The sequence below is a fragment of the Rheinheimera oceanensis genome (genome assembly GCF_018831085.1).
Classification (GTDB): Bacteria; Pseudomonadota; Gammaproteobacteria; order Enterobacterales; family Alteromonadaceae; genus Alishewanella; species Alishewanella oceanensis.
This window is the reverse complement of sequence record NZ_JAGPNM010000002.1, coordinates 431,610-455,340: the sequence shown is the minus strand read 5'-3', so window position 1 is coordinate 455,340 and position 23,731 is coordinate 431,610. Positions and strand designations below refer to the sequence as shown.

Sequence of the window (23,731 nt, the reverse complement as noted above, 5' to 3'; positions counted from 1 at the left end):
CAGTTGCAGGAACGTTGTTATGACCGAATTTAATGCCAAAGATCATCCGCACCGCCGCTATAACCCGTTAACCGGCGACTGGGTATTGGTATCGCCGCACCGGGCAAAGCGGCCGTGGCAGGGCCAGATTGAAGACGTCAGCAACGAGGCGTTGCCCTCTTATGACAGCAACTGCTTTTTGTGCCCTACCAATACGCGGATCAATGGCGAAGTAAACCCGGCTTATAACAAGCCTTATGTGTTTACCAACGACTTTGCTGCGCTGATGCACGACACGCCAGACTACCAGCGCAGTGACGATGACTTATTTGTGCTGAAAGCCGAACGTGGCACCAGCCGGGTTATTTGTTACTCGGCTGATCACAGCAAAACCATGCCTGAGCTTAGTGTTAGTGAAATAGCCGAGGTAGTGAAATGCTGGATAGCGCAATATCAGGATTTGTCGCAGCACTATACCTGGGTGCAGGTATTTGAAAACAAAGGTGCGATCAACGGCTGCTCTAACCCGCATCCGCATGGCCAAATCTGGGCCGCCAGCTCAGTACCCACATTACCGGCGAAAGCCGACAGTGCGCAGCGCAACTACCTGGCCAAGCACGGTAAAAACCTGCTGCTGCATTACGCCGCTCAGGAGCAACAAAGCGGCGAGCGTACCGTGGTAGAAAACGAGCATTTTCTGGTGGTGGTGCCGTTTTGGGCCAGCTGGCCGTTTGAAACTCTGCTGCTGCCCAAGCGCCATGTCGCCAGGATGGAGCAGCTAACCGACAGCGAGCAACTGGCGCTGGCTGATATTCTGCAACAGCTGACTATCCGCTACGACAACCTGTTTCAGTGCTCTTTCCCTTATTCGATGGGCTGGCATGGCGCGCCATATAACGACGACAGCACTGATCACTGGCAGCTCCATGCGCACTTTTATCCGCCGCTGCTGCGCTCGGCCAGCATTAAAAAGTTTATGGTGGGTTATGAAATGCTGTCGGAAACCCAACGCGATATGACACCGGAACAAGCGGCAGAGCGGCTGCGCGCTTTAAGCAACCAACATTACAAACAACAGCAGAGAGGCTGAGATGAGTTTAGTGCAGCAGGTACAACAGGCGTTCGCCACGCAGTTTCAACATAGTGCCGCTTATGTGTTCCGTGCGCCGGGCCGGGTAAATTTAATTGGTGAACATACCGACTACAACGACGGCTTTGTGCTGCCCTGTGCCATTAATTACGACACTGTGGTCGTGGCCGGTAAACGTGATGACAAGCTGGTGCGGGTGCTGGCGCTGGATTACGGCATGCAGCTGGACGAGTTTAGTTTAACTGCACCTATAGCCAAACATTCACAGTGGCAGTGGGCCAACTATGTACGCGGCGTAGCCAACAGCCTGCTGCAGCAAGGTTATAACTTACAGGGTTGCGATCTGGCTATTGGTGGCAATGTGCCGCAGGGCGTGGGCTTAAGTTCTTCGGCCTCGCTTGAGGTAGCGCTTGGCTTAACGTACTGCACTGTGGCCGGTATTACTATTTCGCCGCGCGATAATGCCCTGAACGGCCAGCACGCCGAAAACCATTTTGTTGGCTGTAACTGCGGCATTATGGATCAGCTGATTTCTGCCTGCGGCCAGCAAGGCCAGGCATTGCTGATAGATTGCCGCAGCTTAACGACCCAATCGGTGCCACTGCCGGCCGGTATGGCGGTGATGATTATTAACTCAAATGTTAAGCGTGGCCTGGTAGACAGCGAATACAACACCCGCCGCGCCCAGTGCGAGCAGGCCGCCGCCGCCTTTGGCGTAAAAGCGCTGCGTGATGTCAGCTGGCAGGCGTTTTTAGCCGGCCAAAGCAAGCTGGAGCCTTTGGTGGCCAAACGGGCGCGCCATGTGGTAAGCGAAAACGAGCGCACTGAACAGGCTGCGCTAGCATTGGCGCAAAATGATATTGCTACTTTAAGCCGGTTAATGGCGCAGTCGCATCAGTCAATGCGCGATGACTTTGAAATTACTGTACCGCCGATAGACGAACTGGTAGCAATGATCAGCCGCCTTATCGGCACTAACGGCGGTGTGCGGATGACCGGCGGTGGCTTTGGTGGTTGTGTGGTGGCACTGGTGCCGCAAGCAATGGTTGAAGCCGTAAAGGCGACGGTAGCGGCAGAATATCCGGCAAAAACCGGGCTGGTTGCCGATGTGTTTGTCTGTACGCCAAGCCAGGGTGCCGAGCAGGTATTGCTGTGACAACGTCCGGCCAATATAACCACCTGCAGCCACTGCATTTAACCGACGGCAACGGCCTTGAGCTGGACCTGCTGCCGTTTGGTGCCACTATCAGTGCCATCCGGCTTGACGGCCAGCAGATTACCCTGGGTTATGTGGCGCCAGAGCTGTTTTTGCATGACAGTTTTTATCTTGGCGCCAGCATTGGCCGCTTTGCCAACCGTATTGCTAATGGCCGTTGCCGGTTAAATGGCCAGCCGTTAACGCTGAATGTGAACAACGGCGGCCATTGTTTGCACGGCGGCACGGGCGGTTTTCATCGCGCTGACTGGCAAGTGCTGCAACAGGCAAAAAACAGTGCCGAGCTGTATTACTGCGCCGCTGATGGCGAGCAGGGCTTTCCCGGCCGGTTAGAGGTATGGCAACAGATTAGCTTGCAAGATGCTGCTGTAAGTATGCGTTTTCGCGCCCGTGCTGATAAAGACACGCTGATTAACCTGACCAACCATTGCTACTTTAACCTTAATACTGATGGCAGCAGCATTGAAAACCATCAGCTGCAGTTAAATGCCGGGCATTATTTACCCACCGACAGCAGCAGTATTCCCACCGGGCGGTTGCAGGCCGTAGCAGGCAGCGCCTTTGATTTTCTACGCCCGCGCACTATTGCTGATGCGCTGGCGCAGGGCGATGCCCAACTGCAGCTGGCATCGGGCTTTGACCACTGTTTTGTTACGGCGGCTCAGCCTTATAACGCGCTGCACCAGCAAGCCAGGCTGCATTCAGCCCAAAGCGGCCTGACATTAACCGTGTACAGCACCCAGCCAGGCATACAGCTTTACAGCGGTAACTTTCTGGCAGCGCCTTTTGCACCGCGCCAGGGCTTGTGCCTGGAAGCGCAAAACTGGCCGGATGCACCGAACCAAAGCGGTTTTCCGTCGGCGTTGTTGTTAGCCGGACATTGGTACGTTCAGGAAATTATTTACAGTTTTCAATAATATAACAATATACCGGCACTATGGCCGGCTTTTGACAGGATAGCAGGAAGAACCATTATGACATTAACCAACTTAGACCTGACCATACTGGTCTGTTATGTGCTTGGGCTGTTGTTAATAGCTTATGCCGTATCACGCGAGAAAGCCGGCCACAGCAAAGACACTAACGATTACTTTCTGGCCGGTAACAGCCTGCCATGGTGGGCAATAGGGGCTTCGTTAATTGCGGCCAATATTTCTGCCGAGCAGATTATCGGTATGTCCGGCTCTGGCTACGCCATTGGTTTGGCTATCGCATCTTATGAGTGGATGGGCGCTATTACGCTGATTATTGTCGGTAAATACTTTTTGCCCATTTTCTTAAAACGCAAAATTTACACCATGCCGCAGTTTTTACAGCAGCGCTTTGATAACCGCGTGCGCACTACCATGGCGCTGTTCTGGCTGGCGGTGTATGTGTTTGTTAACTTAACTGCCGTATTGTGGCTTGGCGCGCTGGCTATTAACACCGTAACAGGTGTCAGCTTAACCAACAGCATGTTATTGCTGGCCGGTTTGTCGGTGGCGTACTCGTTGTACGGCGGTCTAAAAGCAGTGGCTTTTACCGACATTATTCAGGTGGTGCTGCTGGTAGGCGGTGGCCTGTTTTTATCTTATATGTCGCTGCAGGCGCTGGGCGACGGTAATGGGATCTGGTCTGGCTTCAGCCGTTTAATGACTGAGGCGCCGGACAAGTTCGATATGATTTTAACGCCGGACAACCCGCACTATATCAGCCTGCCCGGTATCTCGGTGCTGATTGGTGGCATGTGGGTAATGAACCTGAGTTACTGGGGCTTTAACCAGTATATTATTCAGCGCACCCTGGCGGCGAAAGATCTGGCCGAAGCACAAAAAGGTATTGCCTTTGCCGCATTCTTAAAGTTGTTAATGCCGGTTATTGTGGTGCTGCCAGGCATTGCCGCCACCTTATTACTGCCTGCGCTGGATAAACCGGATCAGGCTTATCCGCAATTAATGAGCATGATGCCGTCCGGTATTAAAGGGCTGATCTTTGCCGCTTTAGTGGCTGCAGTATTGTCCAGCCTGGCATCTATGACCAACAGCATCGCCACCATTTTTACCATGGATATTTATTCTCAGTTAAAACCGGCGAAAAGCCAGAAACACTATGTATTGGTTGGCCGGCTGGTAAGCCTGCTGGCACTGGGCGTGGCGTTAATGACAGCTAAACCGTTATTGGGCGAATTTGATCAGGCATATCAGTATATTCAGGAATTTACCGGCTTCTTTACGCCGGGCATAGTGGTGCTGTTTATGCTGGGTATGTTCTGGCGCCGCACCACGCCGCTGGCAGGATTACTGGCAGCCATTGGTAGTGCGGTGTTATCGCTGGTGTTTAAATTATTCTGGCCTGAGCTGCCGTTTATGGATCGCGTGGGTTTGGTGTTTATCAGCTGTTTGCTGCTGGCGGTAGCGGTATCCTTATGGCAAAAGCAAGGCGAGCAGCCCAATGCGGTGCAACTGAACGATATTCAGTTTAGTACCCGCAGCAGTTTTAACTTGTCGGCTGCTATTGTCAGCCTGATCCTGGTGGCGTTTTACGCAGCCTGGTGGTAACAACAGGAGCCATAACAATGAGAAAAATCAGTTTAGTTACGACAATACTGGCCGCGCTGTTACACAGCACAGTACAGGCCGACACGGTAGCCGTAACCGACGGCGTAATGCACTGGCAAAGCGGCTCCCTGCAGGGGCAGGAAGTGGCGCTGTTTGGCGTAAATTACAGTGCCCCCTTTGCCTATGGTTACCGCGCACTGGAGCGCCTCGGAGTTGATCATAAACAGGCGATAGACATGGATGTGGCGCACATTGCCAGATTAGGCCTGGACGCCTACCGTATACATTTGTGGGATCGCCAGTTAGCCGACGTTGACGGCAACCTGTTACAAAACGAGCATCTGGCGTTATTTGATTACCTGCTGTTTAAGCTGGGCCAGCATAATATTAAAGCTATTATCACACCGATTGGCTGGTGGGGCAGTGGTTACCCCGAGCCGGACCCGGACGAACAAAGCTTTGCCACCCTGTTTAGCAAGTCGCAAATGAATCAGTCGGCCAAGGCGATAGCGGCGCAGCAAAACTACCTGACACAAATTCTGCGCCATATAAACCCCTACACCGGGCTTAGCTATGCCAATGATCCAACTGTTATCGCCTTTGAGTTATTTAACGAGCCGAAACATGAAACGCCGGCGGCACAAAGTGCGGCCTATATTGAAAAACTGATTGCCACCGTGCGTGCTGCCGGTGTCACCAAGCCACTGTTTTATAACACCAGCGAGCAGGGGAATGATCAGGCTTTTGCCACGGCGCTGTGCAACAGCAGTATTGATGGTGTGGCCTATCAGTGGTACCCGACTGGCCTGGTTAAAAACCATACTATTCTGGCCAATATGCTGCCGACAGTGGCGCACTATACCAACCCTTTTGCCGCCATCAGCGCATGTAACAGCAAGGCGAAAATGGTGTACGAGTTTGACGCCGCCGATGTCGCCAGCACAGTAATGTACCCGGCTATGGCGCGTAGTTTCCGTGCGGCCGGTTTTCAGTGGGCCACCCAGTTTGCCTACGATCCGGCGGCCATGGCACATACCAATTCAGACTACAACACGCATTTTCTGAACCTGCTGTATACACCGGGTAAAGCCATAAGCTTAATGATAGCGGCCGAGGCCTTTCGCCGTTTACCACGCGCCGGGGATAGTGGCGATTACCCGGCCAGTAATCAGTTTGCCGGTGTCAGCCTGAACTACGCGGCTAACCTTAGCCTGCTGAATACAGATGACAAGTTTATCTACAGCAACAGTAACCAGATTAAGCCGGAGAACAGCAAAAAATTGCGGCAAATTGCCGGTGTCGGCAGCTCTGTACTGGCACAGTACAGCGGCAGCGGTGCTTACTTTTTAGATAAGCGCGCCGACGGCCTGTGGCAACTGGAGCTGTACCCTGATTTACAGCCACTGCAGGATCCGCATCAAAGCGCCAGCCTGCGCCGTGAAGTAGCCAGGTTGTATCACAACCAACAACAGCTGAGTCTGCAACTGGCTGATTTAGGCCAGCGCTTTTACGTTAAAGGGCTTAACGATGGTAACAACCTTAATACTCAGGCTAAAAACGGCACGGTAAGTTTAACGCCGGGCATTTATTTACTGGCTAAACAGTCGTCACAACTAAAGCAGGTTGATAGCAAGCTGAGCTATTTACTGCCAAAAACATCAGCAACAGAGCTTAGCGTGTACCATCAGCCGCAACGCCAGGCCAGCCTGAGCGACAATATTCAGTTTAGCCTGCAGTTAGGCGCAAACGAAGCGCCGCAAAAGGTTGAGCTGATGCTGCGCTATGTCGGCCACCGTGAGTTTACTGCGATACCCATGCAAGCCGAAGCCGGTGGCATTTACCGGGCTGCACTGCCGAAAACACCGGCCTGGCAACAAACCGGCTTGCTGGAGTATGCGGTAACCGTTACTACGCCACAGCAGCAGTTAACGTTTCCTGGCAGCAGCCAGGGTTCACCGCTGCAATGGGATTTTGTACCGCAGATGCCTTACTGGAACCTGCAACTGCAACAAGCCAATGTACCGGTAGCGCTGTTTGATGCCACGCTGGACCGGCAGAATAACCTGTACCCGAAAGACGAGCGGGTACGGCAGGATCTGGTTAGCGGCCAGCAAGGTAAGGGCCTGGCACTACGCCTGGCAATTGAAGATTTACAGGCTACAGCACCTGAGCTATTACTGCGTGTTACCCCCGCACCGGATAACAGCCTGCTGCAGCGCGATTTAACCGGTTACAACACCCTGGCAATAAAAATACGCGCGGTTAAGCAAAACGAGCAAATTGAACTGGCGCTGTTAAATGCCGATGGTCTGGCCTTTGGTGCTGAACTTAACGTCAGTACCGAATGGCAATATCTGCTGCTGCCGTTAAACACACTACGCAGCACAGCCACGGCATTGCCGCAGGCTTTTCCAACCTTTATGCCGGCACTGTTACCTGCCGCACAAGCTGGCCAGGCCTGGCCGGCAAACAGTGATTTACGCCAGTTGCAAGGCGTACAACTGCGCTTTAACGCCAGTGCTTATGCCCCGGCAGCACTGGGTGGCTGGCATGCAGTTGAACTGGCAGAAGTCAGTTTAATTAAGCGCTAAACAGGCTGCATTAAAGCCAGCGTTCAGGGGCTGTTGCTGTGATCCGGCAGCAGCCCTATAATTGCCGCTTTGTTAACGCCCACATCAAGGAGCTTTATGGCGCTGCAGCAACAATCGCCAACGGCTCAGCCTGCTGTGCAGTCGCAGCGGGTTAATATTGGTACCGGCCAGCGTCTGGCGTTGGGCGCAGGCTTTTTTGCCATGTTTTTTGCCGCACAAAGCGTGAATGTGCTGGCGGTACCGTTTTACCAGATGACACTGGGGGTAGACCCGTTTTTACTTGGCCTGGCACTAACCCTGCCGGTGTTGTTGGGGACAGTACTGGGGCCCTGGGTTGGCCATTTATCTGATCAGAGCAAAAGCCGTTTTGGCCGGCGCAGGCCCTTTATTCTTATTGCGTCCTGGCTCAGTTGTCTGTGTTTTGGTTTGATCTGGATGGTGCCTGCTCATTGGAGTGAAACCGCGCAATTGCTGTATTTTGTGTTGTGGTCGTTAGCCTTTTACATCGCCGCCACCTTTGTTGCCGTGCCGATGACCTGCCTGGCCTATGAAATGAGCCCCGATTATCATCAACGCACCGAAATTATGGGCTTTACCACCTATTTTCTGAAGCTCGGTTCCTTGTTGTATCAGTGGTTGTTTCCGCTGGCGCAACTGGCGTTGTTCAGCAGTGTGTTTGTGGGTATCCGTTATGTTGGCTGGGGGGTAGCAGTTTTTATTCTTGGTGTGCTTGGTTCACTGGCGGCTATTTACAGCCGCGAGCGTGCACCACGGCGGGCCCCCTTGTTACCACGCGCCGGTTTGCGCGACAGCCTGGCCAAACTGGGAGCAAACCGCTCGTTGCGGGTGTTGTTATTGCTAACATTATTGCAGTTAGGTGGCGGTGCCTACAGCGCCGGTATGGATTACTACCTGCTGGTGTATTTTATGTTTGACGGCAATATTGCCGAAGGCGCCATATGGAAAGGGGCCTTGTCGGTAGCTTATGCGGCGCTGGGGTTTGCTACTGTACCCTGGCTGGTGCGCCTGTCGTCACGGTATGGCAAAGTGCGGGCGCTGGTACTGATTTACTGGCTAACTGCGCTGGGTGGTGCTTTAAAGTGGTTTATTTTTACGCCGGGTACCGGCTGGTGGCTGTTACTGGACGCGGTGTTTTGCACGGCAATATGGACAGCCATGACCATGCTGCTGCCGTCAATGCTGGCTGATGTATGTGATGAAGATGAACTGTTGCATGGTGAGCGGCGGGAAGGGTTGTTTGTTGCTCTGCATAACTGGGTGAGCAGTATCAGTGTGGCACTGGCATTGTTGCTGGCCGGGCTTAGCCTGAACCTGATTGGCTTTGACGCTAGGCTTGGCGGGGCCCAACCGGAGCAGAGTATCTTTGCTATGCGGCTGATCTTGAGTTTCGGTACAGTGTTGTTTAGTTTACTGTCACTGATTTGCTTACGCTATTACCGGCTGACAGCAGCCCGCAGCCAGCAAATCAGCCGGCAGTTACTGGTACAACATAGCCAACAATAACACTAATGATGTTTTACAGAGCAGAACGGTATTTATGGTAACCATTAAAGACGTAGCCAGAGTAGCAGGGGTGTCGATAGCAACGGTATCACGGGTGATCCACGACGGCCATCAGGTGGGTGATGCCTGCCGCGCCCGGGTTAAAAAAGTGATTGCCGAGCTGGGTTACCGGCCAAACAGCAATGCCCGGGCGCTGGTGAGTAAAACCACCAACACACTGGGTGTGGTAACGCCTAAACTGTCAATGCCGTTTTTTGGCAGCCTGGCCAGTGGGGTAGAAAAAGCCGCCCGTGAAAGCGATTACAAACTGCTGATGAGCAACTCGTTGTACGAAACTAAATCTGAGCTTGAAGCAATAGATTCGCTGCGTGATCACAATTGCCGCGCCATTATTCTGCACAGCGAGTACTCAGACGAGAAAACCCTGCTGAAACTGGCGGCGGAAATTCCGGGCCTGGTGTTAATTAACCGCTATATTCCAAGCCTGGCGCACCGCTGTGTCTGGTTGGATAACGTGGCCGGTGCATGCCAGGCTACCGATCATCTGTTGCAAAAAGGCCACCGCCAGTTTGCTGTAGTAACCAGTATTTACCAAAATGGCGATCCGGAGTTTCGCCTGCAAGGTATTCGTAAGTCATTGAAGCAGGCTGGTATTGCTCTGACAGAACAGGCGGTGGAAGAATCTACCGCCAATATGGAAGGCGGCGAACAGGCCGTTAATGCTTTGTTGGCCAAAGGCATAAAGTTTACCGCGCTGCTGGCCTATAACGATTTAATGGCTATTGGCGCTATTCATGCGCTGTTTGCAGCCGGGCTGCGGGTGCCAGAGGACGTGTCGGTGATTGGTTTTGATGATTTAATTGTCAGCCGAGCCTGCCGGCCACGGCTAACCACTATGCACTACCCGGTGGAAGAAATGGCCGCTTATGCGACTAAACTGGCGATTGAATTAAGTGCCGACAAAGACGATATACAACACCGCACCCATTTGTTTATCCCTAACCTGATTGAGCGCGATTCTGTTGCTGTTTGTAGTACAGCGCAAAAATAACGAGGCCTCTTTTAGCGCTGCTGTAGCGCTACAACTGCAGCTGCTTGGCGTGCGGCACATTAAGCTGCTGGTGGCTGACGATAACCAGCAAGCCGTTGCGTTGGCGCGCCAGCAAGGCGTTAAGCACATGCGCTGTGGTTACCGGGTCCAGGCCGGCAAAAGGTTCGTCCAGCAGCAATACCGGCCGTTGTGTTAACAACAAGCGTGCCAGGGCAATGCGCCTGGCCTGGCCGCCGGACACTGCGGCACCGTATTCACCGATAACCGTATCTAACTGCTGCGGCTGGCTTTTGGCCCAGTTGCTTAGTGCAACATCATCCAGCACCTGCCACAGCCGGGCATCGGTTGCATCTGGCGCGGCTAAGCGCAGATTTTGCGCCAGAGTTAAATCAAATAAATCTGCTTGTTGCGGCAGGTACGCCAGAGTATTGCTGAGTTGCCATTCGCCATAAGGCAGGCCGTTCAGGCTAATATCGCCGCTAAAAACCAGCTGATTAGCCAGTGCCTGCAATAAAGTGGTTTTACCACTGCCGGAGGCACCACTTATAAGCAGCACCTCACCGTTTTGCAGGGTAAAGCTAACCTGCGACGGGCCAACTAAGGCACCGCTCTGGCGCGCCGATAACCGGTTGACATTCAGGCTAAGCGGGGCGGCTGGTTCTGGTTTATTAAGCTGTGTTGGCGCACTGACATCCGTTAACCGGTTCAACCGGTCGCGGGCGGCGCTGCTAAGGCCCAGTGCAATAAAACTCTGACATAGCGGCAATAACACTTCATACAGCGCCCACAGTGCCAGCATGGCAGCCAGCAGCAGCGGCACGCTGAGTAAGTTAGTGGCGACCAGCGCGCTGCCTTGCCACAGCAGTGCCAGCAAGCTCAATGCCAGCAGGCTTTGCTGTAATAAAGCCGTGCGGCTGATTAACTGTTGCTGGCGCAACTGTAAATTCAGGCAGGCCTGATCCTGCACACTAAAGCGGCTGATGTTATCCGGCCAGCGCTGCCACAGCAGTAACGATGTCAGCATAGATAGCGGCTCCAGCAATAGCCTGCGCCGCTGTGTGCTGGCGTCGGTATCCTGTAGTGTCAACGCTTTGGCGCGGCGCACGCTAAGTAGTGGTAACGCCAGTGCCAGCAACAGGCAGGGAGCGGCAGCAAGCAGTAGCGGCGGTGCCAGCAAATACCAGAACAGCAGCACCAGCAAGGTTAAACAGCAGGCCCAAAGCCAGGGCGCAACAACTTTTAGCGGAAACTGATCGAGTAAATCGATATCAGCAACCAGATGTTGCAGCGTATCTGCCGAATGGCGGTTATTGTGCCGCTGTTGTGCCAGTGCGCTAAAGCTGTGTACGCGTAAATCTTTTAACAAGCCAAGGGCGGCATAGTGCGAGGTTAAACGCTCGGCATAGCGCCCGGCTGTGCGGCCAATGGCACACAGGCGGATAATCGCCGCCGGGCGGAAGTAGTCAAAACCATAAGCGCCCACGCTGGCCAGCCCTGCCAGCGCAGCGGCGCTGATAAACCAGCCGGATAATGCTAATAAGGTTGCTGCAGCCAGTAAAGTAACCAGCCCCAGTAGTAAAGCCAGTAACCAGGCTTTGCTGCGGCTTTGCAGCAGGCTGCGCAAACGAATACTGCGTTCAGGCGCAGGCAGGCTCTCAGGCTTTAACATACTGCACTCCGTCAACCGGGTTAACTGCCGGGTTAATTGCGGGGTTGGACAGCCGTATTATGTTATCCAGCCAGTCCAGGCCATGTAGCTGATGGCTAACAATAATCAGGGTTTTACCCTGGCTCAGGGTGCCTATCAGCTGGTGTAAACGATAAGCCGTAGCGCCATCTAAATGCGCGGTGGGCTCGTCCAGCAGCCAGACTTTAGCATCGCGCAATAACAACTGTGCCAGTGCCAGCCGTTGCAGCTGGCCGCCTGACAAACCCTTACCTCGCTCACCCAGTACAGTGTTAAGGCCAAGCGGTAATTGTTGTATTAACGGCCACAGCTCTACCTGTTGCAGTGCAGTTATCAGTTGTTGATCTGTGGCATCAGGTGCGGCCAGGCGCAGGTTAGCGGCAATGCTGGCAGCAGCAATACTGCTGTACTGCGCCATATAGCCCAGTTGCTGCTGCCAGTGGTTGCGCTCAAGCCGGGTTAGCGGATGCCGGTTGATCAGAATATCGCCCTGATAGGGCACAAAACCCAGCAATGCATGCAACAGGCTGGATTTACCACAACCGCTTGGCCCCTGCAGAGCAACGCGCCCGCCACTGTTTATAATTAAGCTAACCGGTGCCAGCCGCTGGCGCTGCCCGGCAGTTAAAATATGCAGTTGCTGCAGCTTAATATCCGGCGCACTGCTTAGTGTCAGCTGTTGTGTACCGGGGTGTTGCCAGGCCTGGCGCTGTAAAATGGGGTTTAGCTCGTCAATTGCCGCTTCGGCCTGAGCTTTGGCATGGTAATCGCTGCCAAGCTGGCGCAGCGGTGCGTAAAACTCCGGCGCCAGCAGCAAAATGAACAACGCCCCCTGGTACGGCACAGGTATAATCTCTTTGGCCCAGGGCAAAATACCCAGTAACCCCAGGCCCAAATATAAGGCTAGCAGGGCAATGGCCAATGCTGAGAAAAACTCCAGCACCGCGGAAGATAAAAAAGCTAATTTCAGCACGCCCATACTGCTGTCACGGTAGCGCCCGGCTGCATTGGCAACCGATTGCGCAGCGCGTTCAGTAGCCTGCAATTGCTGCAACGTAGCCATGCCACGCACTAAATCGAGAAAACGGCCACTCATGCGGCTAAGCTGTTGCAATTGGCGCTGGCTGGCTGTGGCCGCAGCATTGCCCAGCAAGATCATAAACAGCGGTACCAGCGGCGCGGTAACTAATAAAATAACTGCCGCCAGCGGGCTGTAAACAAAGGTGGCAGCAACCAGCAGTAACGGTGTGATCAGCACCAGATAACGTTGTACATAATAGCGGCTGATAAAACCATCCAGTGCATCAACCTGCTCCAGCAGCTTGCTGCTTAGGCTGCCATCGTTACCATACTGGTTTTTAGCCGGGCCGGCATCAGCCAGTTTGGCCAGCAACTGTACACGCAAACTGCTGCGGATATGCTGGCTGGCCTTTAAACTAAGTTGTTCACGCCAGTATTGCAATGCAGGCCGCCCCAGCAGGCACAGCACCAGCCAGGGCAGGCTGCTAAGCAGTTGGCTGCTGTTAACCGGCAGGCCTTGCTGGCTGGCAGTAAGCCAGCCGGCAAACAGGCTGGCCAGTAAATAACATTGCCAAATAAACAGCAGGCTGGTGCTTACGGCTAACAGCAGAGCGCAGTTAAGCCGTTTACGCTGGCTTTGCAGCAGTGTTGCCAGCTGCAGTGCCGGTTGGCTTGGGCTAGTCAGCTTGGGTGTCCTCGCCTTCGTAGCCTTTAAATTCCAGCCACATGGCATTGATAATGCCAAATGAGCAGGCCATTAATACGCCTAAAATCCAGGCAAAATACCACATAATTTGCTCCTTTTTTCCAACTGAAGATCAGTACAGTGAGTGGCTGTTATCACGGATATGCTGCTCGTTTAAGCGCCCGCGCATAACAAAGTAACTCCAGGCGGTATACGCTAGGATCAGTGGTACAAAGATACAGGCCACCACAAACATGATCATCAGCGTGCTTTCGCTGGCGGTGGCGTCCCACATTGTCAGGCTGTGTGCCGGCGTACTGCTGGACGGCATAACAAAGGGGAACATACTAACGCCTGCTGTCAGCACCACCATGGCAATAGCCAGTGACGAGCTGATAAAAGCGGTAATATGGCGCTGTGTTTTGCTGGCCAGCGCGCAGACTACAAAGCCCGCCACGCCAAGCGCCGGTACCAGCCACAGCAGCGGCCATTTAGCGTAGTTGCTAAACCAGGCTCCGGCACTTATCAGTACGGTTTTGTCGGTAGTACGGTTGGCGCCGTTGGTGTCAATAAGGCTGGTAACGCTATAGCCATCTACCGCCAGAAATAGCCAGACACCGGCCAGTACAAAGATAGCCGCACAAACCAACGCCAGCACTGCTGACAGGTTTTCACTGCGTGCTTTTAGTTCGGCTTCGGTTTTCAGCTGCAGGTAAGTGGCGCCATGGTTTAGTATCATCAACAGACTTAACACGCCGGCCAGTAGGGCAAAGGGGTTAAGTAGTGCCCAGAAACTACCGGTGTAATGCAGGCGTAAAATGTCGTCAAAGTAAAAGGGGACGCCTTGTAGCAGGTTGCCAAAGGCCACACCGAAAATCAGTGCCGGTATGGCTGAGCCTGCAGTAAGTGCCCAGTCCCAGCGGTTGCGCCATGCTTCGCTGTCAATTTTAGCGCGGTATTCAAAGCCGATAGGGCGTAAAAACAGCGCAAACAGCGTTAACATTAAGGCGATATAAAAGCCACTGAACGAGGCGGCATATACTGTGGGCCAGGCGGCGAATAAGGCACCGCCAGCCGTAATCAGCCATACCTGGTTACCGTCCCAGTGCGGCGCTATGGCGTTGATCATAACGCGGCGCTCGTCGTTGCTTTTGCCCAGCACTTTTAACAAAGCCGCCACGCCCATATCAAAACCGTCGGTTACTACAAAGCCAATCAGCAACACGCCAATCAGCAACCACCAGATAAACCTTAGTGCTTCGTAATCCATGTTATGCCTCCTTCACGTTAGCGGGGCTTTCTAAATCATACTTGCCGGTATGCAGGGCTGAGGGCCCGAGCCTGGCGTATTTAGTCATCAGCCACATTTCGATAATAACGAAGATGGTATACAGCACCGCTATAGCACCAAGGCTGAACCAGATATCGCTGACGCTAAGCTGCGATACAGCTAAATGCGTGGGCAGTATTTCACCTATGGCCCAGGGCTGACGGCCGTATTCCGCGACAAACCAGCCAGCTTCGCTGGCTATCCACGGCAGTGGCAGGCTGAACAGGGCAAATTTGAGTAGCCAGCGCGGTTTATCTACAGTGCGTTTGGCGCTGTGCCAGAAAGCTGCAGCAAACAGCACCAGCATTAATACGCCACACGCCACCATAATGCGAAAGCTCCAGAACAGCGGCCAGACTTTAGGTATGGAATCTTCCACCGCCTGAGCAATATGTTCGGCTGTGGCATTGGCAACGTCGTCGGTATAGGCGGTTAACAGCATGCCGTAGCCTAAATTGGCGCTGACTTCATTAAAGCGGTTAATAGTAGCGGGCGATTTATCACCGGCACGATATTGCGTCATCAGCACGTAGGCTTCCTGGCCGCGGATAATACGCTCAAGGTGTTTTTCTTTCAGTTCACTTAAGCCTGCTACTTCTTCTGTTACCGAGCGGGTAGCAATAAGACCAAGCACGGCCGGAATTTTCAGGGCGTAGTCGGTGGTTTGCGTTTGCTCGTTCGGTATGCCAAATACCGTAAAGGCTGCCGGTGCCGGGTGGGTATGCCATTCGGCCTCGACAGCGGCCAGTTTGACTTTTTGCACATCGCCCAGTTCATAGCCTGATTCATCGCCCAGCACTATTACCGACAGCGCACTGGCCAGGCCAAAGGCTGAAGCAATAGCAAAGCTGCGCCTGGCAAAGGGTAAATCGCGGCCTTTAAGCAGATACCAGCTGGAAATAGCCAGCACAAATACTGCGCCGGTAACATAACCGGCTGACACCGTATGTACAAACTTAACCTGAGCCACCGGGTTAAAAATAACCTCGCTAAAGCTGGTAAGTTCCATACGCATGGTGTCGATATTAAATACCGAGCCTATCGGGTGTTGCATCCAGCCGTTGGCGACTAAAATCCACAGTGCCGACAAATTAGTCGCCAGTGCCATCAGCCAGGTAACAGCTAAGTGTTTTTCTTTGCTTAAGCGGTCCCAGCCAAAAAAGAACAGGCCAACCAGGGTAGATTCAAGGAAAAACGCCATTAGCGCTTCTATGGCCAGCGGTGCGCCGAAAATATCACCGACGTAGTGCGAATAGTAAGACCAGTTAGTACCAAACTGGAATTCCATGGCAATACCGGTGGTTACCCCCAGCGCAAAGTTAATACCAAATAACTTACCCCAGAATTTGGTCATGTCACGGTAAATGGTTTTACCGGTCATAACATACACCGATTCCATAATGGCCAGTAAAAAGGCCAGACCAAGAGTAAGAGGAACAAACAGGAAGTGGATCATTGCCGTAAAGGCAAACTGAAGTCGGGACAGGTCTACAATATCCATCTGCATACTCCGCGTGCGCAGGTTAATGTTAGGCAGTACCTATAAAGTAGTACAGCCATAACACTATACAAGTGCAGGCAGCCAGCACTTATGCGCTGGATCAAGCTTTTGTGACTCTACATTAGAATATTTTAATATTTTAGCGTTTGCGGGCTAAGAAAGTGTCTACGGCTTTGTTGGATGCAGCCAGTTTTTTGCGGCCTTGCGGACAGGTTTGCGTTAGCAAAATAAACAGGGTGTCGATCACCAGTTCTTGCGCATTGCGCGCCAGAATAGACGACAGCCGCGCTGAGCTTTCGTCGGCCACGGTATACAAATTCAGCCCGGCCAGCCGGGCAATATTATTAGCACCATAAGCGGTAACACTGATAATTTGCACGCCGTTGCTGGCCGCTTGCTCGGTAATTTTTACGCTGTCGGCGGTTTCACCTGATTCACTCAGTACTACCAGCACATCTTCGGCGGTGTAGTTGGCAATATTAGCCAGTTGCACATGGGTGTCGGTTTCAGCCAGCGCCGCCATACCGAGTTTTTGCAGTTTGTATGAGAAATCTTTTGCTACTAAGGCCGAGCCGCCTTTACCACACAACAATACCCGTTTGGCGTTGCGTAGCATCAAAGCGGCTTGTTCATAGCTGGTTTGTGAGTTAATGGCATGGGTTTTATTCAGCACATTAATTTTGCTGGCCAGCAGTTTCTGGCTCATGGTGCTGAAGGTGTCGTCCAGTGAAATTTCGCCGTGCAGCTTGTCGGCGCTGGCTGGCAACACCTGATGATGCAAGCTGTCGGTAATGGCAAATTTAAAATCCGGGTAGCCTTTGTAACCCAGTTTCTGGGTAAAGCGCACCACGCTGGCCTGGCTGATGCCAACAGCTTTGGCCAGCATTTGTGATGGCATGTCACGGATATGATCCGGGTTGGCCAGAATATATTCTGCCAGTTGCTGCTCTGCACGCGGAAATTTTTCGCGCAGGGCATGAATTTTGTCGAGTACAGACATCCGGTATTCCTGTTTGTAGCCTGATTGGCTCAGTATAGTAAAGCGGTTTTAACCAGCAGCTTATTATGAAGGGAGGGAATTGAAAAGCCCGGCCTGCAATACAGGCCGGGAAACACCGTGTCCGGGATTAGAACGCGGGCTTGTAACGCAGCGAAATACCTATAGTGCGGCCCAGAACCGGGTAGTCACTTACAGTATTAAAATGGTTGGCGCCAGAGAACGGCAATGGCGGATCTTTATCCAACAGGTTATCAATACCGGCAGTCAGGCTTAGCTCATCAGTTGCCTGCCATGATGCGGATAAGTCGATATAGTTTTGTGCACCAATGCTGACACTGCGATCGGCAGCACTTTCTACTTCGCCAATACGACGCCAGCCCAGCTGTACGCCCAGGGTGTCGAGGTTCCAGTCTAGTGTCATACGGTGTTTGTAGTCTGCCTGCAGCACGCTGGCAAAGTCGCCGGAACAAGCGCTGCCAAAGGTGCCTTTACAGTCAATGGCTGGCAGGGTGGCGTTGTCTTGCCGGGTTTGTTTGGTAATAATGGTGCCCTGATACGCCAGCTTCATACTGCCACCCATCACTGCTGGTGCGTCGAAACGGTAATTAACGGCCAGGTCAATGCCATCCTGCTTAACAGCTGCCAGGTTAAAGTCGTTTACAATAGCAGTGCTGATTAAACCGGTTTGCGGGTCGCGCAGTACGGCGTCACACAAGGGGTTACCGGCAACCGGGTTGTCGATATAACAGTTTTTCAGCGCAGCAGCAGGCTGGATCTGGCTTACTGCATCGGTAATTTCAATGGTGTAGTAATCCAGCGTTACATCAAACCCTTTCAGGTAAGACGGCGTATACACCAGGCCCAGCGTAGACGACACTGCCTGCTCTGGCTTAATGTTAGGGTTACCGCCATAGGTGTAACTGGCAGTAGAGGCATCAAACGGCGTACCCACCGGCGCGGCACCATAACGGGCGCACTGCTCGGCATTACCGGTGCCCAGTAAGCATGGGTCACCGTCAAAGCGGCCGGCAAAGCGTGGTACAAACTGTTCGCTGGTTTGATCAAATAACGCCAGTGACAGTGCCGTGATTGGGCTGGCAAATTCACCTAAGTTAGGTGCCCTAAACGCCGTCTGGCGGCTGGCACGAATACGTACATCGCTGTTTATTGCCCAGTTAATGCCCAGCTTCCAGGTGTTTTCAGCGTCGGTATTAGAGTATTCTGAAATGCGGTAAGCACCTTCAAAGTCAAGCTGATCGGCAAAAGCGGTGTCAAACAGTAATGGTACCAGCACTTCGGCATAGACTTCTTTACTGTCGAAGCTGGCGTCCATGTCAAATACACCCGCTGATGAGAAGCTGGTGCCGTTACGAAACGCATCGCCCGGCGTTTGTTTACCGGTTTCTTTGCGGTATTCATAGCCCAGCGCATAGCTTACTGTACCGGCCGGTAATTCAAATAACGGGGCTGAATCGCCTGAAATGGTAGCAGCCATTACGCTTTGTGTGCGCTCGCGGTTGGCAAACAACAGCGGCACGCTAAACGAGCTTAAATCCAGTTGCGGATCAAAAATATCTACTGTGTTGGCCAATGCGCCAAAACGGCTGACACCGCTATTGTTGTTGCGGTAGGCATTGTTATAAATGCTGGAGGTTTCATCAGTGAGGCCGTACTGAGCGTAAACGTCGTAGCTTAAGCTATCGGTTAATATGCCTTTTAAGCCCAACTGGAACTGGCTGGATTCGCGCACCGCTTCAGTGTACTGAACACCCAGGCCCAGGTTACGCTCTACATTTACCAGTGCATTGCCGTTGGCATCAAAGCTGATTAAATCACGCACTGCCGCAGGAATATAAGGGTTATCGGCCGTTAAGGTAACCTGCTCGTTAACTGAAATTGGGGTCTGGCCTGCAGAACCGGCACCGGTCACTTTTACTTTGGCATACATGCCGCGGCCATATAGCTCAACATAGTCGTTAAATTCGGTGTTAAAGAATAAACCGGCAGATAAACGGTCCATTGGCTGGGTAAGGTAGCGCTGATCAGTAATATTTACTGTATTACGGCCTGCAGTCACGCCGCCGTTATCGTCAATACCAAAGCTGTTGCCGCTGGCAACGTCGGTATAAAAACCACCGCTGTTAATAATGCTGCCGCTGTTTTGCATTGCCCAGCTACGTTCGCCGGCCAGCAGGGCTTTGCGTTCAGAGTAGCCGACATAGCCGGTAATATGGCCACGGCCATTGGCAATATCGCCACCAAATACGGCTTCAGTATTCATTTTTTCACCGCCACCATCGGCGGTTTCATAACTGGCCGACAGCTCAACGCCATCAAACTTGTCGTCCATAATAAAGTTAACTACACCAGCTACTGCATCGGCGCCGTATACGGCAGCCGCACCACCGGTTAATACGTCTACGCGCTTAATTAAACCGGCCGGAATAATATTCACATCGACCGAGTTGCGAAAACTGAAAGGCACGGCACGGGTACCGTTAATCAGCACCAGAGTGCGGTTTTGGCCCAGGCTGCGTAAGTCGATAGTTGATGAACCTAAAGAGTCACCCACCGTGGCGCCGGTGGCATTGGCACCTGCTGCCGCCTGCGGTAGTTTAGCGGTAATGTCTTCAACGTTAACGGCGCGGTCCAGCTGAATTTGTACTTCATCTACCGAGGCTACCGGGCTTGATGCTACAAGTTCAGTACGGGCGATGCGCGAACCGGTGATGGTGATCACTTCAGTTTTTGCGGTGGCTTCGTCCGTTTGTTGTGCCAGAGTTATTTGGCTGAATAATGCCAGGTTTACTGCTAAAGCCAGTTTTGAAGCCTGGCGCAGTCTGTAACCGGCGGTTTTGCTGCTAAGGTAAGACGCCATCTGTGTATACTCCCAGTTGCTGTAGCTAGAATATCGGGTTTAGATTTGTGAATTTTTTATACATTAGTAACTAGCTTTCGATGAATATATACCCCAATGCAGAATTTTATGCAATTTTATTTAGTTTAAATCTTGGTATTGTCGGATAAATTATTCATGCTACAGTTTGCAACAGTAGTTTTGCTTCAGCCCAACAGGAAAACAGATGCACACACATATTCAGAATTTATTTAATATTGCCGCTAAACCCAGCCGTAAAGTTATTGGCCTGATGAGCGGCACCTCACTTGACGGCCTGGATGTGGCACTGTGTGAACTAAGCGGCGATGGCCTCAATACCCGTATTAACTTACTGCAGTTCACTACGGTAGATTACGATGCCGACTACAAACAGCGGGTAAAGGCGGTATTTTCCAAACGTGAAGTAGACTTGCAGGCAGTAACGCTGTTAAACCCCTGGATTGGCCTTGAGCACGGCCGCATGATTAACCAGTGCCTGGCGCAGTGGCAACTGACAGCTGCTGATGTTGACGTAATAGCCAGCCACGGCCAAACCATTTTTCATTGCCCCAAACGCCAGCATAATCTGGCTGATTACGGTAATGCCACCTTGCAAATTGGCGATGGCGATCATCTGGCTATGGCCACCGGTATTATTACCCTGAGTGATTTTCGGCAAAAACATATTGCTGCAGGTGGCGAGGGCGCGCCGTTAGCGGTGTATGGCGACTATTTACTGTTCAGCAGTAACAGTGAAAACCGCATTATGCTGAATATTGGTGGTATAGCTAACTTTACCTGGCTGCCACAAACGCTGGACGCCGAAGCAGTATTTAGCAGTGATATTGGCCCCGGCAATACGATGATGGATGCGTTTATTCAACAACATTATCCGGGTAAGTATTTTGATGAGAACTCGCTGTTAGCCAAGGCTGGTAAGGTTAGTGAGCCTTTGCTGGGGGCTTTAAAGCAAGATCCATTCTTTGCGCTGGGCTTTCCTAAAACCACCGGGCCTGAAGTATTTAACCTGGCCTATCTTGCTAAGGCACAGCAGGTGAGTGGCACAGAGCAGTTAAGCTATGCCGATATAATGGCCACGCTAAATTGCTTTAGCGCCGATATGATTATCAGCGCCATTAAGCAAACCACTGAAAAGCTGGAGCAGTTTGTTATTTACGCCAGCGGCGGCGGTATTCATAACCCGCTGTTAATGACGCGAATTCAGGCCGCATTGCCGGGCGTAAGCATCAAAACCACCCATGACTTGGGCATTAACCCTGACGCGAAAGAGGCAGTATTATTTGCCGTATTGGCGAATGAATGTTTAGTTGGCGGCAAGCAGAAATTCAGTAACGCCCGTGAGGGTATACCGGGCGTTACTATGGGTAAGGTAAGTTTTGCTGATTAGGGCCCACGCTATGCCGGTTAAGTTAATACTGACGGTTACGGCGGTTGTCGCGTACCAGCCACCAGATCAGGTAGCCAACAATAATAACCGGTAACAGCGTAACCACTAATGAGATACCAACGCCAAGAATAGCGCCGAAAACGCCGAGCACAATGGCAAAAATCGTCGCGGCTGTAGCAAGTAAAGTAGGTAAGCAGTAAATACCTATAACAACTAATAAGATAATAACCAGTGTTCTGTTCATAGTGTTGATCCTTTTAATGTAAAACATGCGGTGTTTTATCATTAAGCAATCAAGTGTTATGCCAGTATTTTTATCTTTTTAAAATTAGTTGGTTAGATGATTTTGCTGAGAGAGTTGCAAACCAGCAGCCAATGTTTTAGTGGTTTTCGCTAATAGTTAGTAAGAATGCAAAGGCGATGTTGCAGCAAAACTTTTGGAGAAATCAGATTAGGGCAGGCCGCAGCCTTGCCCTTTGATTCTAGTATTCCCACCAGCAGTCTTGCCACCAGTCTAAAAACTCGGCGAAGTCGATGTAGCCGTTATTATTGGTGTCGATAAGCTTAAAGCCCTCTTCAACATGACTGACTTTGGTCTTAGGGGCCAAAGCCGTAAGCAGTTCGATAAACTCGGTTAAATCAATGCGGCCATTGCCGTCACGGTCAAAAAAATCGAAGTTGCTTTTTATTTCTGCAATTTGTGCTTCAGACAAATTTTCTGTATTCACGGGTATAACCTTGTTTGTTAATAAAAATAACGCCTCAGTGTACTGCGCATCGAAATGCCTGTCTATGCTACAGGCTAACAGTTCACCGGTATCAGCAATGTATCTGCTGGACTAAACAGTGCAGCGTTACCTTGAATCAGAAAAAAATCACGTTACTTTGTAATGCTGCGTTACTTTTACCGCACTAACTGCGTCAGCAGTTCTTAACATGTTATGTGGTAGGTAAATATGAAATACCCTAAAACCCTTCAGGCAGCACACCTGCGCCTGTTAAACCGTTGCGGGGGATAAGCATATCCCCCAGACTTTAACAGTTTTAACCAGTGATTTAGATGGCGCATAGATGTTAACGAAAATCTGTTACCAGCGTTGCCCTCGCACTCCAACTAAGACTGATCACTTCTGATGATCGGATCAATTAGCAGGCGGCCAATCTGTCAGACCCTTCTCGCTGTCTCCGTAGAAAGTACTTGGATCAGCAGGCGTCAGTGGCAAATTGCCTCGCAGTCGCTCAACCAGATCTGGATTGGATATAAAGGGTCGGCCAAATGCCACCAAGTCAACCAGGCCATCTTCTATACGCTGCCTGGCAAGTTCAATGTCATAGCCGTTGTTACCAATAAAGATCCCATTGAATTTGCGACCCAATGCATCCAGATCGATACCTGGTGGATTAGCGCGGGAACCGCCCGTGATACCTTCTACAAAGTGGAGATAGGCAAGGCCAAACCCGTTAAGTTTCTCAATAAGGTAGCCATAAGTTGCCATCACATCACTGTCCAGGGCTGTGTCGCCTAACTGGGTAGAAATTGGTGATAAGCGAATGCCTACCCGACCAGCACCCCATACATCGACAATCGCCTGAGTAACTTCAACGCTCAAACGTGAACGATTTTCAATTGAGCCACCATAACTATCCTGACGACGGTTTGTGGAATCTCTGAGAAACTGGTCAAGCAAGTAGCCGTTTGCTGCATGGATTTCTACCCCATCGAATCCTGCTTCCTTGGCAAGTTGCGCTGCAGCCCGATACTGAGCGACGATGTCTTTCATTTCCTCTGTTGCCAGTGCCCGTGGAACTGATGGCTCTACTGCTCCCTCGGCGGTGTAAACAGTACCACCAGCACGGATTCCCGAAGGCCCCACCGGCGAAGCTCCGCCGCGCTGCAAACTAACATGGGACAGACTGCCAACATGCCAAAGTTGCAAAACAATCTTTCCATTGTTTGCATGCACCGCTTCTGTCACCGCTGCCCAGCCTTGTGCCTGCTGTGCATTCCATATGCCTGGTGTGCCGGCGTAGCCTCTGCCTTGAGGAGAAATATTCGCCCCTTCGGTGATAATCAGCCCTGCGCTTGCCCGTTGGGCATAATATTTGGCATGCATTGCCTTTGGGATGCCATCTTCTCCGGCACGGGTTCTTGTCATCGGTGCCATAACGACTCTATTCTTCAGAGCGATGTCGCCGGCAAATATTGGCTCAAAGAGCGTGTTATTCATATTTTT

At 51.9% G+C, this 23,731-nt stretch carries 18 protein-coding genes; 8 read left to right on the top strand and 10 right to left on the bottom strand.

The genetic code is table 11. The features are described from left to right. The first annotated feature begins 19 nt into the window (after window positions 1–19). From J3B89_RS06690 to J3B89_RS06660, 7 genes are all read left to right on the top strand, one after another. Window positions 20–1,069 (top strand): UDP-glucose--hexose-1-phosphate uridylyltransferase, encoded by a 1,050-nt coding sequence (locus tag J3B89_RS06690; protein WP_215396735.1) that lies wholly within the window; start codon window positions 20–22, stop codon window positions 1,067–1,069. Between the two features lies 1 nt (window position 1,070). After that, window positions 1,071–2,225, top strand: coding sequence for a galactokinase (galK, locus tag J3B89_RS06685; protein WP_215396734.1), 1,155 nt, complete (start codon window positions 1,071–1,073; stop codon window positions 2,223–2,225). After that, window positions 2,222–3,202: an aldose epimerase family protein gene (locus J3B89_RS06680; protein ID WP_215396733.1), complete on the top strand. Its 981-nt coding sequence runs from the start codon at window positions 2,222–2,224 to the stop codon at window positions 3,200–3,202. Before galK ends, J3B89_RS06680 begins: the two co-directional genes overlap by 4 nt. 57 nt (window positions 3,203–3,259) lie before the next feature. Further along, a complete protein-coding gene (locus tag J3B89_RS06675) occupies window positions 3,260–4,822 on the top strand; it encodes a sodium/sugar symporter (protein ID WP_215396732.1) in 1,563 nt (520 codons plus the stop codon). 17 nt (window positions 4,823–4,839) lie between these two features. Continuing rightward, on the top strand, window positions 4,840–7,413 hold the full coding sequence (locus J3B89_RS06670) for a glycoside hydrolase 5 family protein (RefSeq protein ID WP_215396731.1): 2,574 nt from the start codon (window positions 4,840–4,842) through the stop codon (window positions 7,411–7,413). A gap of 96 nt (window positions 7,414–7,509) precedes the next feature. Then, the gene (locus J3B89_RS06665; RefSeq protein WP_215396730.1) at window positions 7,510–8,937 is read left to right on the top strand and encodes an MFS transporter; all 1,428 of its coding nucleotides are present in this window, start codon (window positions 7,510–7,512) and stop codon (window positions 8,935–8,937) included. Window positions 8,938–8,971: 34 nt separating this feature from the next. Beyond that, window positions 8,972–9,988, top strand: a complete 1,017-nt coding sequence (locus J3B89_RS06660) for a LacI family DNA-binding transcriptional regulator (RefSeq protein ID WP_215396729.1) — start codon at window positions 8,972–8,974, stop codon at window positions 9,986–9,988. 28 nt (window positions 9,989–10,016) lie between these two features. On the opposite strand, the gene J3B89_RS06655 is transcribed toward J3B89_RS06660, so the two are convergent. The 7 genes from J3B89_RS06655 to J3B89_RS06625 all read right to left on the bottom strand — a co-directional run bounded on the left by J3B89_RS06655 (window position 10,017) and on the right by J3B89_RS06625 (window position 20,089). Further along, window positions 10,017–11,657 (bottom strand): amino acid ABC transporter ATP-binding/permease protein, encoded by a 1,641-nt coding sequence (locus tag J3B89_RS06655; RefSeq protein ID WP_215396728.1) that lies wholly within the window; start codon window positions 11,655–11,657, stop codon window positions 10,017–10,019. Beyond that, the gene (cydD, locus tag J3B89_RS06650) at window positions 11,644–13,338 is read right to left on the bottom strand and encodes a thiol reductant ABC exporter subunit CydD (protein WP_285895597.1); all 1,695 of its coding nucleotides are present in this window, start codon (window positions 13,336–13,338) and stop codon (window positions 11,644–11,646) included. Before cydD ends, J3B89_RS06655 begins: the two co-directional genes overlap by 14 nt. A gap of 34 nt (window positions 13,339–13,372) precedes the next feature. Continuing rightward, a complete protein-coding gene (gene cydX, locus J3B89_RS06645) occupies window positions 13,373–13,486 on the bottom strand; it encodes a cytochrome bd-I oxidase subunit CydX (RefSeq protein ID WP_092792645.1) in 114 nt (37 codons plus the stop codon). Window positions 13,487–13,513: 27 nt separating this feature from the next. After that, a complete protein-coding gene (gene cydB / locus J3B89_RS06640; protein WP_215396726.1) occupies window positions 13,514–14,650 on the bottom strand; it encodes a cytochrome d ubiquinol oxidase subunit II in 1,137 nt (378 codons plus the stop codon). Window position 14,651: 1 nt separating this feature from the next. Further along, on the bottom strand, window positions 14,652–16,211 hold the full coding sequence (locus J3B89_RS06635) for a cytochrome ubiquinol oxidase subunit I (protein ID WP_215396725.1): 1,560 nt from the start codon (window positions 16,209–16,211) through the stop codon (window positions 14,652–14,654). 139 nt (window positions 16,212–16,350) lie between these two features. After that, window positions 16,351–17,211 (bottom strand): MurR/RpiR family transcriptional regulator, encoded by an 861-nt coding sequence (locus tag J3B89_RS06630; RefSeq protein WP_215396724.1) that lies wholly within the window; start codon window positions 17,209–17,211, stop codon window positions 16,351–16,353. 127 nt (window positions 17,212–17,338) lie between these two features. Continuing rightward, window positions 17,339–20,089, bottom strand: coding sequence for a TonB-dependent receptor domain-containing protein (locus tag J3B89_RS06625; protein WP_215396723.1), 2,751 nt, complete (start codon window positions 20,087–20,089; stop codon window positions 17,339–17,341). A gap of 205 nt (window positions 20,090–20,294) precedes the next feature. Here J3B89_RS06625 and J3B89_RS06620 point away from each other — a divergent pair, with 205 nt between their 5' ends. Beyond that, entirely contained in the window at window positions 20,295–21,497 is a 1,203-nt protein-coding gene (locus tag J3B89_RS06620) for an anhydro-N-acetylmuramic acid kinase (RefSeq protein ID WP_215396722.1), read from the top strand. Window positions 21,498–21,519: 22 nt separating this feature from the next. Here the strand turns inward: J3B89_RS06620 and J3B89_RS06615 are convergent, their stop codons facing one another. From J3B89_RS06615 to J3B89_RS06605, 3 genes are all read right to left on the bottom strand, one after another. Continuing rightward, a complete protein-coding gene (locus J3B89_RS06615) occupies window positions 21,520–21,741 on the bottom strand; it encodes a hypothetical protein (RefSeq protein WP_215396721.1) in 222 nt (73 codons plus the stop codon). 238 nt (window positions 21,742–21,979) lie between these two features. Then, window positions 21,980–22,225: an EF-hand domain-containing protein gene (locus J3B89_RS06610; protein ID WP_215396720.1), complete on the bottom strand. Its 246-nt coding sequence runs from the start codon at window positions 22,223–22,225 to the stop codon at window positions 21,980–21,982. A gap of 414 nt (window positions 22,226–22,639) precedes the next feature. After that, window positions 22,640–23,725, bottom strand: coding sequence for an alkene reductase (locus J3B89_RS06605; protein WP_215396719.1), 1,086 nt, complete (start codon window positions 23,723–23,725; stop codon window positions 22,640–22,642). Window positions 23,726–23,731 lie beyond the last annotated feature (6 nt).